The sequence below is a fragment of the Agrobacterium vitis genome (genome assembly GCF_014926405.1).
Taxonomy (GTDB): Bacteria; Pseudomonadota; Alphaproteobacteria; order Rhizobiales; family Rhizobiaceae; genus Allorhizobium; species Allorhizobium vitis_H.
On record NZ_JACXXJ020000005.1, the window covers coordinates 1,400,765 to 1,415,636 of the forward strand.

Genomic DNA, 14,872 nt, shown 5'->3' on the forward strand with positions numbered 1-14,872 from the left:
ATGAACAAGCCTCCGCGCTTTAACGTCGACGAAACCGCCTCCTCGTCCTTCCTGCCGGATCAGGACGAGAGCTTCGATTACGAGCAGGACGAACGCGGTTTTTTTGCCGAACAGGTCCAGAAGCCGAAGGCGATGAAAAAGGCGCCGGACACCAGTGCCAAGCGGCCCGAACATTACCATGGTCACCGTGAACGGCTGCGCCTGCGGTTTAAGGAAAAGGGCGACGAGGCGCTGGCCGATTACGAAGTGCTGGAACTGCTGTTGTTCCGGCTGATCCCACGGCGTGACACCAAACCAATTGCCAAGGCCCTGCTGGACCGGTTTGGCAGCCTTGCGGGAGTATTTGGCGCAAAGCACAGCCTGCTTCAGGAAGTGAAAGGCGTCGGCGAGGCCGTGGCGCTTGATCTGAAGCTGATTTCATCGGCAGCGCAGCGGATGCTGAAAAGCGAATTGAAGGGCAAGCAGATCCTGTCCTCCTGGTCGAGCGTGATCGACTATTGCCATGCCGCCATGGCCTATGAAACCACCGAACAGTTCCGCATCCTGTTTCTCGACAAGCGCAATACGCTGATCGCCGATGAAGTGCAGGGCCGAGGCACGGTTGACCACACGCCCGTCTATCCGCGTGAAGTGGTCAAACGCGCGCTCGAATTATCCGCCACGGCCATTATCCTCGTGCATAACCACCCAAGTGGTGATCCGACCCCATCGCGCGCCGATATTGAGATGACCAAGACCATTATCGATACGGCCAAACCTCTCGGCATCACCGTGCATGACCATGTCATCATCGGCAAACAGGGCCATGCCAGCCTGAAAGGCCTGCGGCTGATCTGAGCTTGATGTTCTAACCGTATCAGCTTGAGACATCCGCTATCTTATTGTTAAGCTTGACTGTTCAGCCTTCGGTAAACCGTGTCCGCTACACCTTGTTATACCAAGCCAAGGACGGACCAGATGAGCATTTCCGGTATTTTGAACAGTGCAACATCCGGCATGTTGGCCCAGCAGACGCGGCTGACCAATATTGCCAGCAATATCGCCAATGCCGATACACCCGGATATCAACGGCTGAACACCACTCTTTCGGCCAGCGGCTCAGGCGTTGCAGCAACCACAACCCGCTCCACGGATGCGCCCGCAACGCAAGACACCTCAAATGTCGATCCCTTGCGTGAGATAACCGACATGATCGGTGCCGAAAACGGTTTCGCCGCCAATGCGAAAGTGTTCGAGACCGGTGCCGATATGTGGGACATGCTGATGAGCGTCAAACGCGACTAGCTCTTTGTTTTACGCATTTCCGAACGGAAAACCGCTTCACACTTTTCCTGGAAATGCTCTTGTTTTACGCATTTCCGGACGGAAAACCGCTCACACTTTTCCTGGAAATGCTCGCCCTCACCCACCCCAATATTGCCGGGCGGCAAGGCCGAGAGAAATCAGGCCGAAGCCGATCAGCAGCACGGCGGAGCCGCGTTGAACCCAGATCGTGAAATGGTCCGGCAATCGGCTTTTCAGCCAGACGACGGCGCCGCACAGCGCAAACCACCAGATCAGCGAGCCGAGAAACACGCCTGCAACCAGAAAGAACGGGCTGACTTCGCCGGTATCGGCGAGACCCGCGCCTGCAAATAATGCTGCGAAACCGAAGATCGTCGCAGGATTGGTAATCGTCAGCCCGAAGGTGGACATGGTGGTGCGGATAAAATCGCTGGCCTTGATCTGTGCTGCCGGTCGCGGTGGTCGCGCTGCAAGCATGCGGATACCAATCAGCAAAATCAGCGTGCCGCCGATCAGTTTCAGCGGCAGCGATATTTCAGCCAGAAGATCCTGCATGGCGGCAAATCCCGCTGCGGCGGCAATGGCGAAGACCATATCGCCGATGGCAGCCCCAAGCCCGGCGGAGACCCCATGCCAAAAACCGCGCTCCATGGTGCGGTTGATACAGAGCGTGCCGATTGGCCCAATCGGTGCGGCCACGGCAATGCCGAGCAACACGCCCTTGAGCAGCAGGATAATCAGCATGTTTTTCTCCGTCACAGAGGCCTTATCCGTGACGGATGAAAGCAGAAACAGTCATGTACCGGCAGCGCGGCGAGCCTTGACGAGGCATAACGTCGAGAACCCCATTCGGTTCGCGAATTATGCCGTGCCAGCACTGCAACGGCCCAAAAGCGCGGGCAAAGAGCTCGGACCAAAGACGCTGTACTGCATAATTCCTCAAACCGGAACCGAATAAAGGAAAAGCTGGAACCGCAATTCCAGCGCGTAACAATGCCGAAGCAACAACCAAAATTTTATAGAATTCCCGTCTTGCGAGATGCCAGCCGACCATGCAACGGTTTTGCCTGTTAAAACATGCCTCCCGAAAGGCTGCAGCAGTTTCGGGAAAAAGACACGCGAAAACAAAAACCTATGGCATATCGGGTGAATCCCGAATCATGCAACCCGCTATAGGGAAGAGAATCGGCACAGGTGAGGAAGCAATATGGCAGAGAGACAAAGCGCACCACCAGCGGGCGAAAATAGCGGTGATATGGCGCGTCGACTGCGCTCCATTTTCAGCGGCTCCATCGGCAATATGGTCGAATATTACGATTTTTACGTCTATTCTGCCTTTTCCCTGTATTTCGCACCCGCTTTTTTTCCCAATAGCGATCCGACTGCGCAATTGCTCAACAGCGCCGGTATTTTTGCTGTCGGCTTTATCATGCGGCCTGTCGGCGGGTGGTTCTTCGGGGTCTATGCCGATAGCAAGGGGCGTAAATCGGCACTGACGCTTTCGGTCCTGCTGATGTGTTTCGGGTCGCTGCTGATCGCGGTCACGCCGGGCTTTGCGACGATCGGTTATGCCGCCCCCGCCATCCTGATGCTGGCCCGCATGTTGCAGGGCCTCAGCCTTGGCGGAGAATACGGCACCAGCGCCACCTATCTTTCCGAAATGGCGACGAAAGAGCGGCGTGGCTTTTATTCGAGCTTCCAATATGTGACGCTGATCAGCGGACAGCTTTGCGCCATTCTGGTCTTGTTGCTGCTTCAAAAGCTGCTGCTAACGGGTGAGGAGCTGGAGGCCTGGGGCTGGCGCATTCCCTTCGTCATCGGCGGCGCACTGGCGATTATCGCCCTCTTCTTACGCCGGAACATGGCCGAAACGGAACAATTCCAGCGGGCCTCAGAAAAGGTGCGGACCAATCCACTGCGCGAACTGATGAAATATCCACGGCAGGTCTTCACGGTCATTGGCCTGACCCTGGGCGGCACTGTCGCCTTCTACACCTATACGACCTATATGCAGAAATTCCTTGTGAACACCGTGCATCTCAGCAAGGACGATTCGACACTGGTGTCGGCAGGCGCGCTGTTTTTCTACATGTGCCTTCAACCCCTTGTCGGATTGCTGTCCGACAAGATTGGCCGCAGACCGATCTTGATCGCCTTCGGCGTACTCGGCACGCTTTGCACCGTGCCGCTGCTAACCACGCTGAGCACCGCTTCCAATGCGCTGGAAGCCTTTTTCATCATTGTCGCGGCGCTGGTTATCGTATCAGGCTATACTGCCATCAACGCAGTGGTGAAGGCGGAACTATTTCCAACCGGGGTTCGGGCGCTGGGTGTTGGCCTGCCCTATGCACTCACCGTGTCGATCTTCGGTGGCACTGCCGAATATGTCGCATTATGGTTCAAGCAGGCTGGCCATGAAAGCTGGTTCTACTGGTATGTGTCGGGATGTATCGCGGTCTCGCTGATCGTCTATGCCGTGATGCCGGATACACAAAAAACCTCCCATATCGACAGAGAAGCAGTGTGACCGGCGGGCTTCAAACCTCCAGGAATTGCCTGAAAGGCTATGAAAAACCCCGCCCGGCATAGCCTGGGCGGGGTAACCAGAGGTTGGGGGCCGACGATCCGGCTCCGATAGGGGGGGGCGAAACCCTCACATCAGCCCCACTCACGAACGAGTGGCGAACCGATAAGTTCCACCTCATTCATCTAGGATTTCCTTAATGATCCTGTTTTATTTTAGCAGAACTTAAAAGCCACGGCTCTTTCGAGATTTTTGGATCGATTATACGATTTGAAATGATCGTAGCGACATGCAACCACGCTTCGCGCACCGGCCGCGATAACCACAATCATGCCTCATGCGGGAGGAGGCCCATCATGACCAAACCGAGCTTTCGGTTCACCCATTACGATCTGAAGGAATTACGGGCGGGCACCATTCTGGAAGTCCAGTTGAATGCCATCAACAATGTCCGACTTATGACCGCCAGTAATTTCCAGCGCTTCAAGGAAGGGCTGGATTACAAATTTGCCGGCGGTGTCGCCAAGAAGGCCCCGGTCAAAATCGTCGTTCCCGAGCAAGCCCATTGGCACCTGATCGTTGATATGGAAGGCCATCATGGCCTGGCGGAATCCTCGGTGAAGATGGTCGCACCGCCAGTGAAATCCAAAAAGGCGAGCTGACACCGCTATAGCATCGAACTCAAGCGCGCGCAGCCCTCAGCACCTCATAGGCCGACTGCATATCGACAAAGCGGGCCGCGCGCCGTGCTTCTGCTTCCATATCGCTGCCCCAGTGCTCGTCCGTCCAGTTCTCGTCCAGATGGGCGAGATCCCAGGCGTCGAACAAGGTCAACTGGCCATCGGCCAGCGCCAGCGCCAGAATGGCGGACCCTGTCAGAGTCGTCATCACGTGCAGGCTGGCGAGCGCCACACCATCGCGATAGCGCTGCAATGCCCGATCAAATGCCTCGATTGCGTCCGATGGCTGGGGTTGGTAGATGATGCCGCTGGTCTGAAGAACCCGTGCCCCATGTGTGTCGGCTAGCCAGTCCAAAACTGGATCCCATTTAACACTCTGACGCTCCACCAGCTCCTGAGGCGCATCGGCCCGGTAGCACAGCATGTCATTGCCGCAGAACCGGACAATATCGTCCAACACCTCTTGAGTATTGACGCTGACGGCATCAAGCGCTGTATTGACCAGCCGGGTAACCGGCATCGTCGCGGGATCGATGAACTCACCTTGCTCCTGCCATTCGCCAGCAACCAACGCAGCCAAAGGCTCGGTCGGCAGCACGAGGGCGTTGCGGGCTGGTGTCTTGACCGTCTTGCCATCCAGAAGCACTGCATGACCGTCCTGCCCCGCTGCAACGGTCACGTCTTTATAAAAGCGCTTCGGCAAGGGCTTTTTCATCTGGATCTGCGCCCGGCGTACCGGATCAGGATCGCTCAATTCAGGCGTCAGGCCCTCGAAAATATCACGCATTATGGGTCACCCCCAAAATATGGGCAAGAAGCGCGTCAGCCCGATCTACGACGAAATGCGCACCGCTGGCCTTCAACTGATCGGTGCTGGCGCTGCCCCAACTGACGCCGATTGCCTTGACGCCAGCGCTTCTGGCCATTTGCATATCGTAGATCGCGTCACCGATCACCACGGTATCTTTCAAATCCATCCCGGTTTCGTCGCAGCACTCCGTCACCATGGCCGGATGCGGTTTTGACGGACAATCGTCCGCCGTGCGCGACACAGTGAAATAGGACTGAAAACCGTGGGCGTCGAGAACATAGTTCAAGCCGCGCCGGGATTTGCCGGTCACAGCACCGATCAGGATCTCGTCTTCCGCAGCCAGCCGCTCGATCAACGCGCGGATACCGTCAAACAGCGGTTCGCTATAGCCGGGTGCCTGGCGCACTTCGGTAAACAGCGATTTGTAATGGTCCCGCATGGCCACCGCTTCGTCATCGACATGCTGCTTGCCGTCGATACGGGCGATGGCGATATCCAGCGTCAGGCCCATGATGCTTTTGGTCGCAGCAAGCGTCGGCTCCGGCTTGCCGAAAGCAAGAAACGTACGGCGCATGCTCTCGTGAATGGTCCCAGCGCTGTCGATCAAGGTACCATCGCAATCGAACAGGACCAGTTTCATGCAAAGTCACCGCCATTTTCCATGTCCAGGCCCAGAAGGTTCCAGGTCTGCACCATATGCGGTGGCAAGGGCGCGGTGATGCGCAGGCGGCCGCCATCGGGATGGGGAATATCGATATGGCGGGCATGTAGATGCAGCCGCTTCTGGACGCCGCCGGGGAAATCCCAGTTGGGATCGTCGATATAATATTTTGGATCACCGATGATCGGATGGCCGATATGCAGGGCGTGGAGGCGCAGCTGATGGGTACGGCCCGTATAGGGCTCCATTTCCAGCCAGGCGAGGCTTTGCGCCGCTGTTTCCAGCACGCGGTAATAGGAAACCGCGTGATCGGCACCGTCTTCGCCGTGGCGGGCGATGCGCATGCGGTCGCCGTCTTCGGTCTGTTCCTTGACCACCCAGGTGGAGATCTTATCGTCATGCTTGCGCGGCACGCCCTTGACCAGCGCCCAATAGGTCTTCTTGGTGTCGCGTTCACGAAAGGCTGCCGTCAGTTTCTGCGCGGCACCACGGGTGCGGGCCACTACGAGCACCCCCGACGTATCCCGGTCAAGGCGGTGCACAAGGCGCGGCTTTTCGCCCTTCTTACTGGTCCAGGCTTCAAGCATCTGGTCGATATGGCGGTTGAGGCCGGATCCGCCCTGCACGGCCAGACCGGCAGGCTTGTTCAGGACGAAGACTTTTTCATCCTCATGCAGCAGCATGCGCGCCAGCAATTCACCATCGCCAGCGTGTTTCAGATCATGGGAGGCAATCGGCCCGGATTTCGGCGTCTTGGCATCGACATCCATCGGCGGTACACGCACCACCTGGCCGGGCTGCACGCGGGCGTCGGTTTTCACCCGGCCGCCATCGACACGGACCTGGCCGGAGCGCATCAGCTTTTGCAAGGGGCCGAAACCGAGGCCCGGATAATGGATCTTGAACCAGCGGTCGAGGCGCATGCCCGCCTCGTCTGGACCGACGGTAATATGTTCTATGCCTGCCATAAGGACGTCTTTCGTTCCCTTGGGCGCGCGCGCGCCAAACCCTGTCAATTCTATTATGGGCTGGCTTTACCCCATTTCTGCGCCCGTGTGAAACCGCGATTGTGAAAAAACGCCTGAAACAGACAGGCCATCAGAAAAGCCAGCGGCCCACTGCAAGTCCTGCAAACACCGCGCCGACCCCAAAGCCGATACTGGCCGCCACATAAAAGGCCGGCCAGAGAAGGTCACCGCGTTCCGCCAGGCTGACCGTATCCAGCATGAAGGCTGAAAACGTGGTGAAGCCGCCGAGCAAGCCGGTGATCAGCAACATGCGCAGATCGGCAGACGCATCAAACTTGCGGGCGATCATTTCGGCAAACAATCCGATGCAGAAAGACCCGATGATATTGACCGAAAACGTACCCCAGGGAAGAAACGGACCGAATAGCCTGATTGTGACGATGCCGATCCAATATCGCAACACCGACCCGACCGCGCCGCCAAGGGCAACATATATCACGTCCTTCATCGTTTTCCGGGCCTCGCTTGTTTCCTGCATCTCTTTGTGCGTCACCCGGCAGGACGGGCAAAGAAAAAATCAACGCAGTTTACAGCTTTCCCGGCATGTTTTTCTCAACACAAACCGCTGGAATCCGGTCGGTCTTTAAAATGCGATTCATTTATTTAAGTCACGATAGAATTTGTCGTGATGAAATGACAACAGCTAAACAGATCATGTGAGTGCCATGGTTCAAGTCCTTTCGGTTTCGGCCACCACGGCCGGCTATATCTCGGATACGTTGAAGCCGGTGCAAAAGCCGGGCCGCTCAACGTATGTCGAACAGATCAACCGGCAGATCAGCGTCAAAAAGGCAATCGCCAAGACGCAAGGCATCAACCGCACGGCCATCGAAACCCTGCGGGATAGCTCGGCCATCGGCTTGCACTTCATGAAAGCGGGTGAAAACAAGCAACCCCGCGCCAGCCTGGAAGAAACCAAACAGGCCTATCAGGAATCCGAGGATGCCGGTCTCAAAGCGTAATCAAGCCTGAAAGCGTGATACCGAACCCCGCGTGCCAATTGTTCCGTGGGGCCTTACCGGAACAACATCACACAGTCCGCGTTTGTCATCGACGCTGCATGCTGCTGCGCGAGTGCGCATAAGTTTCGCAGGATGCAGCGTATAGACCTGGCGCATGATGCCCTCAACCGATCTGGTTAAAGGGATGATGCTGCATAAAGGAGGTTCGCGATGCATAAGGACGCTAAAGCCCGTAACGCTGTCGAACATACGGAAAAACCTATTCCTGCCGGAACGAAGTCTGGCGACACCGGACAAGCGGCTGATAATCTTCCAGCCGGACCGCATTCCAAGGAACATTTGATCGACCGGGAAAAAACGCCCGGCAGCGGAACCCTGCCGGGACAACAAGATGGACCCAATGTCGATGCTGGAACCGGTTGATGCAAGGCTCCGAAAACGCAAGTCCGCAAGTCTCGAATGGTGAGTGAAGACGGACGATTATCGAAATGAACTGGCGCCGCGTCCATTGGCGCGGCGTTTTACCTGCCGCGTATCGTCACCACAGGCATCGCCAGTTCGAGCGTACCAGCCTTCTCGAAGGTTAACGTTACCGGTATAGTCTGGTTCGCCTTGAAGGGCATCTGCACACCCATGAACATCAGATGGTAACCGCCCGGTTCCATTTTCAATGTGGCGCCTGGGGCAATGGCAAAACCATCTGGTATTTTTCGCATTTTCATGATCGTGCCTTGCATGACCATTTCATGCAATTCCACCCGCATGGCACGCGGCGATGAGATTGCAATCAGCTTATCTTCCACGGAGCCGGTATTGGTGATCGTCACGAAACCACCGCCGACGGGTTGACCTGGGATCATCGCTTTCAAATAGCCATCGCTGATCTTAAGCGATCCAAGTGTCGCGGTAATCGCCTGGGCGGGCGCGGCCATATCGCCCTTTGCCGTCATGGCGGCATGATCCATTTCTTCTGACGCAGCCCCGCTGGCGGCAAGCATGATGACAATGGCTGAAGCTAAAAATGTCTTGGTCATTATTGTCTTCCTCTCTCCCAAGTCTGCCGGCGGCAATCTCCGTTGCGCCGAAAGCACTTATCTGGAACCTGAGCGAATTGGCGAGGGAAAGCAAGAGATCTCCGCGCCCGGTGCCCTTTCCGCAGGCTGTATAATAATATTGCTTTATCACGGTCATTGGACGTGCATTTGCCCTGGATCAAACAACGCTGCGCTGCGACAAAAATTTGGCTGAGAACGACCGATGGCCCTTGCCAAGAGCCCCCCACTCCGGATAATTGCGCGATCACCTTGTAGGGAGAATCCGGTTCAGTCCGGTGCCGAAGGAGCAACCGCCCCGGAAACTCTCAGGCAAACGGACCACAAGGCGTAAACTGCACTCTGGAGAGAGGCTTGATTGTAAAACCAAGCCGCGCCGAAGGGATAACAATCTCAGGCAAACGGACAGAGGGGGCTCATGAACCGGCACAACCGTGCCTGAATTTGAGCCTATGCGCGATGCGCATGACAGTGGAGACGCCTCTTGGACGACCATCTCGCCCTCAAACGCACCCCCCTTTATGATCTTCACCTGTCGCTTGGTGCCCGCATGGTGCCATTTGCTGGCTATGACATGCCGGTGCAATATCCCGCTGGCGTGTTGAAGGAACATCTGCACACCCGCGCCAACGCTGGCCTGTTTGATGTGTCCCACATGGGGCAAGTGCGGCTCAAGCCAAAATCTGGTAAGGTGGAAGATGCAGCACTTGCGCTGGAAACGCTGGTTCCGGTGGATATTCTGGCCCTCAAAGAAGGGCGTCAGCGCTATGGCTTTTTTACCAATGAAGATGGCGGCATTCTGGATGATCTGATGATCACCAATCGCGGCGATCATTTGTTTGTGGTGGTCAATGCGGCCTGCAAGGATGCTGATATTGCCCATATGCGGGCGCATCTTGCGGAGAACTGCACCATTGAGGTTTTGGAAGACCGCGCCCTTCTGGCGCTGCAAGGCCCGCGTGCTGAGGCTGTTCTTGGTGAGCTTTGGGCTGGCGTCTCCGGCATGAAGTTTATGGATGTGCGCGAAATTCCGCTTTTGGATACGCTCTGCATTGTCTCGCGCTCTGGCTATTCCGGTGAGGATGGCTTTGAAATCTCCGTGCCTGCTGAGAAGGCCGAAGCGCTGGCCAAAGTGCTGCTGGATCATCCGGATTGTCAGCCGATTGGCCTTGGCGCCCGCGATTCCCTGCGGCTGGAAGCTGGCCTTTGCCTCTATGGCAACGACATTGATACCACCACCAGCCCGGTGGAAGGCGCGATTGAATGGGGCATTCAAAAAGCCCGCCGCGCAGGTGGTGATCGTGAAGGTGGATTTCCCGGCGCGCAGCGCATTCTGGCGGAATTGGCCAACGGAACCTCACGCCGCCGCGTTGGCCTGAAGCCCGAAGGCAAAGCCCCCGTGCGCGGCCATTCCAAACTGTTTGCTGATGCAGAAGGCAAGGTTGAGGTTGGCGAAGTCACCTCCGGCGGCTTTGGCCCCACGGTCGAAGGCCCCGTTGCCATGGGCTATGTGCTTGCCGATCACACCAATGTTGGAACCCAGCTTTTTGCAGAGGTACGCGGCAAATATCTGCCTGTAACTGTTGCCACCCTGCCGTTTATTACGCCCACCTATAAGCGCTGATTGTTGAGCGATGAGCAAGGTTTTACCCCCCTCTGTCCTGCCGGACATCTCCCCCTCAAGGGGGGAGATTGGGTGGGGGTGGCCTGTTCGTCCCAATTTCAGCGTCGGAATGCTATCCTCTTGTGATGCCGCCAAAGATTTAAAACAATCAGTGACATCCCTGATCTCCCCCCTTGAGGGGGAGATGGTCGGCAGACCAGAGGGGGGTATCCCACGGCACACCATTTCCATTTCCAAACCCATCCCAGCTCCCGAAAAGGACCTCCCATGTTGAAATTCACCTCTGAACATGAATGGCTGCAAATTGAAGGCGATATCGCCACGGTTGGCATTACCGCCCACGCCGCTGAACAGCTTGGCGATCTGGTGTTTGTAGAGCTGCCAGAAGTAGGTAGCACGTTTGCAAAAGACGGTCAGGCCGCAACGGTTGAAAGCGTCAAGGCAGCGTCCGACGTTTATTGTCCGCTGGATGGCGAAGTGACCGAGATCAATCAGGCGATTGTCGATGATCCATCGCTGGTTAATTCCGATCCGCGTGGCGCTGGCTGGTTCTTCAAGCTGAAGCTCGCCAATCCTACTGACGCCGAAACCCTCCTGAACGAAGCCGCTTACAACGAGCTGATCGCATGACCACGCCCACAGAATTTCAGTTTACCGATTACCAGCCCTACGATTTTGCCAATCGCCGCCATATCGGCCCCTCTCCGGCTGAAATGGATGAGATGCTAAAGGTCGTGGGCTATGACAGCCTTGACGGGCTGATTGCCGCAACCGTTCCCGCCTCAATCCGCCAATCCACGCCGCTGGTGTGGGGCAAAGCGATGAGCGAGCGCGAAGCGCTGGACAAGCTGCGCGAAACCGCCAACAAGAACAAGGCTTTGACCTCACTGATCGGTCAGGGTTATTACGGCACCATCACGCCGCCAGTGATCCAGCGCAATATTCTGGAAAACCCGGCGTGGTACACCGCCTATACGCCTTACCAGCCAGAAATCTCCCAAGGCCGATTGGAAGCCCTGCTCAACTTCCAAACCATGATCTGCGATCTGACCGGGCTGGATGTGGCCAACGCATCCTTGCTGGATGAGGCAACGGCTGCGGCCGAAGCCATGGCCATGGCAGAGCGCGTGGCAAAATCCAAGGCAAAATCCTTCTTTGTCGATGCCAATTGCCATCCGCAGACCATTGCTGTGATCCAGACCCGCGCAGAGCCTTTGGGCTGGGGCGTCGTGGTCGGCAATCCCTTCACCGACCTCAACCCCGGCGAAGTGTTTGGCGCGCTGTTTCAATATCCCGGCACCCATGGCCATGTCAGCGATTTTACCTCGTTGATCAACGCGCTGCACAATGCCCAAGCCATTGCCGCTGTGGCAGCTGATCCACTGGCGCTGCTTTTGCTGAAATCCCCCGGTGAAATGGGTGCCGATATTGCCATCGGTTCCAGCCAGCGCTTTGGCGTTCCCGTGGGTTATGGTGGACCACATGCTGCCTATATGGCGGTGAAGGATGCCATCAAGCGGTCCATGCCGGGCCGTTTGGTGGGCGTATCGGTGGATTCGCGCGGCAACCGCGCCTATCGCCTGTCGCTCCAAACGCGCGAGCAGCACATCCGCCGCGAAAAGGCCACCTCCAACATCTGCACAGCCCAAGTGCTGCTGGCGGTAATGGCCTCGATGTATGCGGTGTTCCATGGTCCGCAAGGCTTGAAGGCCATTGCCCAGCAGGTGCATCAAAAAACCGTTTTGCTGGCAAAGGGCTTGGAAAAGCTTGGCTTTACCATTGAGCCGGAAACCTTCTTCGACACCATCACGCTGGAAGTGGGCCATATGCAGGGCCTGATCCTGCGCGCAGCCGTGGCTGAAGGCGTCAACCTGCGCAAAGTCGGCACCACAAAAATCGGCATCTCGCTGGATGAGCGCACGCGCCCTGCCACGCTGGAAGCCGTTTGGCGTGCCTTTGGCGGCAATTTCGCGGTGGGTGATTTCACCCCGGATTATCGCCTGCCCACCAGCCTGCTGCGCACCAGCCAGTATCTGACGCACCCGATCTTCCACATGAACCGCGCGGAAAGCGAAATGACACGCTACATCCGCCGCCTGTCAGACCGCGATCTGGCGCTGGACCGGGCGATGATTCCGCTTGGCTCCTGCACCATGAAGCTGAACGCCACAGCCGAAATGCTGCCGATCACCTGGCCGGAGTTTTCCGACATCCACCCCTTTGCCCCAACAGATCAGGCCTTGGGTTATAAGGAAATGATCGACGATCTCTCGGAAAAGCTCTGCGCCGTCACGGGCTATGATGCAATTTCGATGCAGCCAAACTCCGGCGCACAAGGCGAATATGCGGGTCTTCTGACCATCCGCAACTATCACCTTGCCAAGGGCGATACGCGCCGCACCGTCTGCCTCATTCCAACATCGGCCCATGGCACCAACCCGGCATCTGCTCAAATGGCAGGCATGCTGGTGGTTCCGGTGAAAGCGCTGGACAATGGCGATGTGGACTTGGCCGATTTCCGCGCTAAGGCACAACAGCACTCCGCAAACCTGTCTTGCTGCATGATCACATACCCCTCCACCCACGGCGTGTTTGAAGAAACCGTGCGGGAAATCTGCGAGATCACCCACGCCCACGGCGGGCAGGTCTATCTCGATGGTGCCAATATGAACGCCATGGTCGGCATTGCTCGCCCCGGCGATATTGGCTCGGACGTTTCCCACCTCAACCTGCACAAAACCTTCTGCATTCCGCACGGCGGCGGTGGTCCGGGCATGGGTCCTATTGGCGTCAAAGCCCATCTCACCCCTTACCTGCCCGGCCATGTGGAAACCGATGGCCGCCCCGGTGCTGTTTCAGCCGCCCCTTATGGCTCGCCGTCCATCCTTCCCATCAGTTGGTCCTACTGCCTGATGATGGGTGGCGAAGGCCTCACACAAGCCACCAAGGTTGCCATTCTCAACGCCAATTACATCGCTGCTCGCCTGACCGGGGCCTATGATGTTCTCTACACCTCGGCTTCTGGCCGGGTGGCGCACGAGTGCATCATCGACACCCGCCCGCTGGCCGACAGCGCTGGCGTAACAGTCGATGACGTTGCCAAACGCCTGATAGACTGCGGCTTCCACGCCCCCACCATGAGTTGGCCGGTGGCTGGCACGCTGATGATCGAGCCAACAGAATCGGAAACCAAAGCCGAACTGGACCGCTTCTGCACAGCCATGCTGGCGATCCGCGAAGAAGCCCGCGCCATTGAAGATGGCCGGATGGACAAGACCAACAACCCGCTGAAAAACGCACCGCATACGGTGGAAGATCTGGTCGGCGAGTGGGATCGTCCCTACAGCCGCGATCAGGCCTGCTACCCGCCGGGCGCGTTCCGCGTGGACAAATACTGGTCTTCCGTCAACCGCGTGGACAATGTCTACGGCGACCGCAATCTGGTGTGCACCTGCCCGCCGATGAGCGAGTATGCGGAGGCTGCCGAGTAAGAAACTGCACAGCTTAACGACCCTGCCGCCCCGCTTGCTCGGGCGGCAGGAACCATGCTGTATGCAGCCAATTTTACCGCCAAAAGATGCGACTTTTGGTTGTTCTCGAACTGATTTTCACTGAATTCGAAATTATCCCTTCGGTTCGAGATTTAAAAATAAGCTGTTATACCTACCAATTATGTTATAGTAAGCACTTCGTATCATCGACTATCCGCCTACCGGCGTCTTATGTGTAAGCGACAGAATAGGAAGATCCATTGACCCGTTTTCTCACCAGCCTTGCCCTTGCCTCTGCCCTGATCCTCTCTGCTAACCAGGGCTTTGCCCAGGCACCGAACAGCGATCGTTGCGTTAAGGGCGGCATGAGCGATTGCCAATCGAAGCCTGGCAAACCAGTACAGAAGAAAGCTGCCAACCACGAGCGCACGCATCAAAACAAGCTGCCTCCTCAAAAAGCGGCAAAACAGCATCGCGGCAAGTCCGTCGATCCGATGACGACCTGCGGTGTGGGTTCTAAGGCTCCCTGCAAGCCGCAGCGGCCATAAATTCAAGGCCTTCACCGAAAGTGGAGGTTTGAACCGCGACAGCGCCATGCGTTAAAACGCACAAAGGACGCTGTAACACGTTAAATCTACTGCATAATTTTCTCCTCCCATTTAAGGAATGATGCAGTAGAAGCGGCTTTTCTATAAGTTAGCAGGCTCTACTAAAAAGGTCGACAAATTCGGAGCTTTGTCGGCCTTTTCCTATGA

Annotated in this window: 16 protein-coding genes and 1 riboswitch; of the genes, 10 read left to right on the forward strand and 6 right to left on the reverse strand. The window is 56.8% G+C overall.

Going from position 1 to position 14,872, the window contains the following annotated elements:
* Both radC and IEI95_RS17660 read left to right on the forward strand, forming a co-directional pair.
* Complete coding sequence (gene radC, locus IEI95_RS17655; RefSeq protein ID WP_234894805.1) at positions 1 to 837, forward strand: RadC family protein; 837 nt, start codon at positions 1 to 3, stop codon at positions 835 to 837.
* 120 nt (positions 838 to 957) lie between these two features.
* Complete coding sequence (locus IEI95_RS17660; protein ID WP_156536053.1) at positions 958 to 1,284, forward strand: flagellar basal body rod protein FlgC; 327 nt, start codon at positions 958 to 960, stop codon at positions 1,282 to 1,284.
* A 117-nt stretch (positions 1,285 to 1,401) separates the two neighbouring features.
* On the opposite strand, the gene IEI95_RS17665 is transcribed toward IEI95_RS17660, so the two are convergent.
* Entirely contained in the window at positions 1,402 to 2,028 is a 627-nt protein-coding gene (locus IEI95_RS17665; protein ID WP_156536052.1) for a LysE family translocator, read from the reverse strand.
* Positions 2,029 to 2,491: 463 nt separating this feature from the next.
* Between IEI95_RS17665 and IEI95_RS17670 the strand changes: the two genes are divergently transcribed.
* Positions 2,492 to 3,811, forward strand: a complete 1,320-nt coding sequence (locus IEI95_RS17670; protein ID WP_156536051.1) for an MFS transporter — start codon at positions 2,492 to 2,494, stop codon at positions 3,809 to 3,811.
* A gap of 353 nt (positions 3,812 to 4,164) precedes the next feature.
* Positions 4,165 to 4,470: a DUF1883 domain-containing protein gene (locus IEI95_RS17675; RefSeq protein ID WP_015916040.1), complete on the forward strand. Its 306-nt coding sequence runs from the start codon at positions 4,165 to 4,167 to the stop codon at positions 4,468 to 4,470.
* Positions 4,471 to 4,489: 19 nt separating this feature from the next.
* On the opposite strand, the gene IEI95_RS17680 is transcribed toward IEI95_RS17675, so the two are convergent.
* The 4 genes from IEI95_RS17680 to crcB all read right to left on the reverse strand — a co-directional run bounded on the left by IEI95_RS17680 (position 4,490) and on the right by crcB (position 7,436).
* Positions 4,490 to 5,275, reverse strand: coding sequence for an ATP12 family chaperone protein (locus IEI95_RS17680; protein WP_071206290.1), 786 nt, complete (start codon positions 5,273 to 5,275; stop codon positions 4,490 to 4,492).
* The gene (locus IEI95_RS17685) at positions 5,268 to 5,939 is read right to left on the reverse strand and encodes an HAD-IA family hydrolase (protein WP_156536050.1); all 672 of its coding nucleotides are present in this window, start codon (positions 5,937 to 5,939) and stop codon (positions 5,268 to 5,270) included. Before IEI95_RS17685 ends, IEI95_RS17680 begins: the two co-directional genes overlap by 8 nt.
* On the reverse strand, positions 5,936 to 6,928 hold the full coding sequence (locus tag IEI95_RS17690; RefSeq protein WP_015916037.1) for an RluA family pseudouridine synthase: 993 nt from the start codon (positions 6,926 to 6,928) through the stop codon (positions 5,936 to 5,938). The genes IEI95_RS17685 and IEI95_RS17690 overlap by 4 nt, the downstream gene beginning before the upstream one ends.
* Before the next feature lie 130 nt (positions 6,929 to 7,058).
* Entirely contained in the window at positions 7,059 to 7,436 is a 378-nt protein-coding gene (crcB, locus tag IEI95_RS17695) for a fluoride efflux transporter CrcB (protein ID WP_156547744.1), read from the reverse strand.
* A 217-nt stretch (positions 7,437 to 7,653) separates the two neighbouring features.
* On the opposite strand from crcB, the gene IEI95_RS17700 reads away from it, so the two are divergent.
* Complete coding sequence (locus tag IEI95_RS17700; RefSeq protein WP_041696588.1) at positions 7,654 to 7,950, forward strand: hypothetical protein; 297 nt, start codon at positions 7,654 to 7,656, stop codon at positions 7,948 to 7,950.
* Positions 7,951 to 8,160: 210 nt separating this feature from the next.
* Positions 8,161 to 8,373: a hypothetical protein gene (locus IEI95_RS17705; RefSeq protein ID WP_194416836.1), complete on the forward strand. Its 213-nt coding sequence runs from the start codon at positions 8,161 to 8,163 to the stop codon at positions 8,371 to 8,373.
* Between the two features lie 98 nt (positions 8,374 to 8,471).
* Here IEI95_RS17705 and IEI95_RS17710 read toward each other — a convergent pair whose 3' ends face one another.
* Positions 8,472 to 8,984, reverse strand: coding sequence for a copper chaperone PCu(A)C (locus IEI95_RS17710; RefSeq protein WP_194416837.1), 513 nt, complete (start codon positions 8,982 to 8,984; stop codon positions 8,472 to 8,474).
* 264 nt (positions 8,985 to 9,248) lie between these two features.
* A riboswitch (glycine riboswitch) is annotated at positions 9,249 to 9,335 on the forward strand.
* A 151-nt stretch (positions 9,336 to 9,486) separates the two neighbouring features.
* Here IEI95_RS17710 and gcvT point away from each other — a divergent pair.
* The 4 genes from gcvT to IEI95_RS17730 all read left to right on the forward strand — a co-directional run bounded on the left by gcvT (position 9,487) and on the right by IEI95_RS17730 (position 14,665).
* Positions 9,487 to 10,626, forward strand: a complete 1,140-nt coding sequence (gene gcvT / locus IEI95_RS17715) for a glycine cleavage system aminomethyltransferase GcvT (protein ID WP_194416838.1) — start codon at positions 9,487 to 9,489, stop codon at positions 10,624 to 10,626.
* A gap of 267 nt (positions 10,627 to 10,893) precedes the next feature.
* The gene (gene gcvH / locus IEI95_RS17720; RefSeq protein ID WP_156536047.1) at positions 10,894 to 11,256 is read left to right on the forward strand and encodes a glycine cleavage system protein GcvH; all 363 of its coding nucleotides are present in this window, start codon (positions 10,894 to 10,896) and stop codon (positions 11,254 to 11,256) included.
* Positions 11,253 to 14,117, forward strand: coding sequence for an aminomethyl-transferring glycine dehydrogenase (gene gcvP / locus IEI95_RS17725; RefSeq protein WP_194416839.1), 2,865 nt, complete (start codon positions 11,253 to 11,255; stop codon positions 14,115 to 14,117). Before gcvH ends, gcvP begins: the two co-directional genes overlap by 4 nt.
* 260 nt (positions 14,118 to 14,377) lie before the next feature.
* Positions 14,378 to 14,665, forward strand: coding sequence for a hypothetical protein (locus tag IEI95_RS17730; protein WP_156536045.1), 288 nt, complete (start codon positions 14,378 to 14,380; stop codon positions 14,663 to 14,665).
* Positions 14,666 to 14,872: the final 207 nt, after the last annotated feature.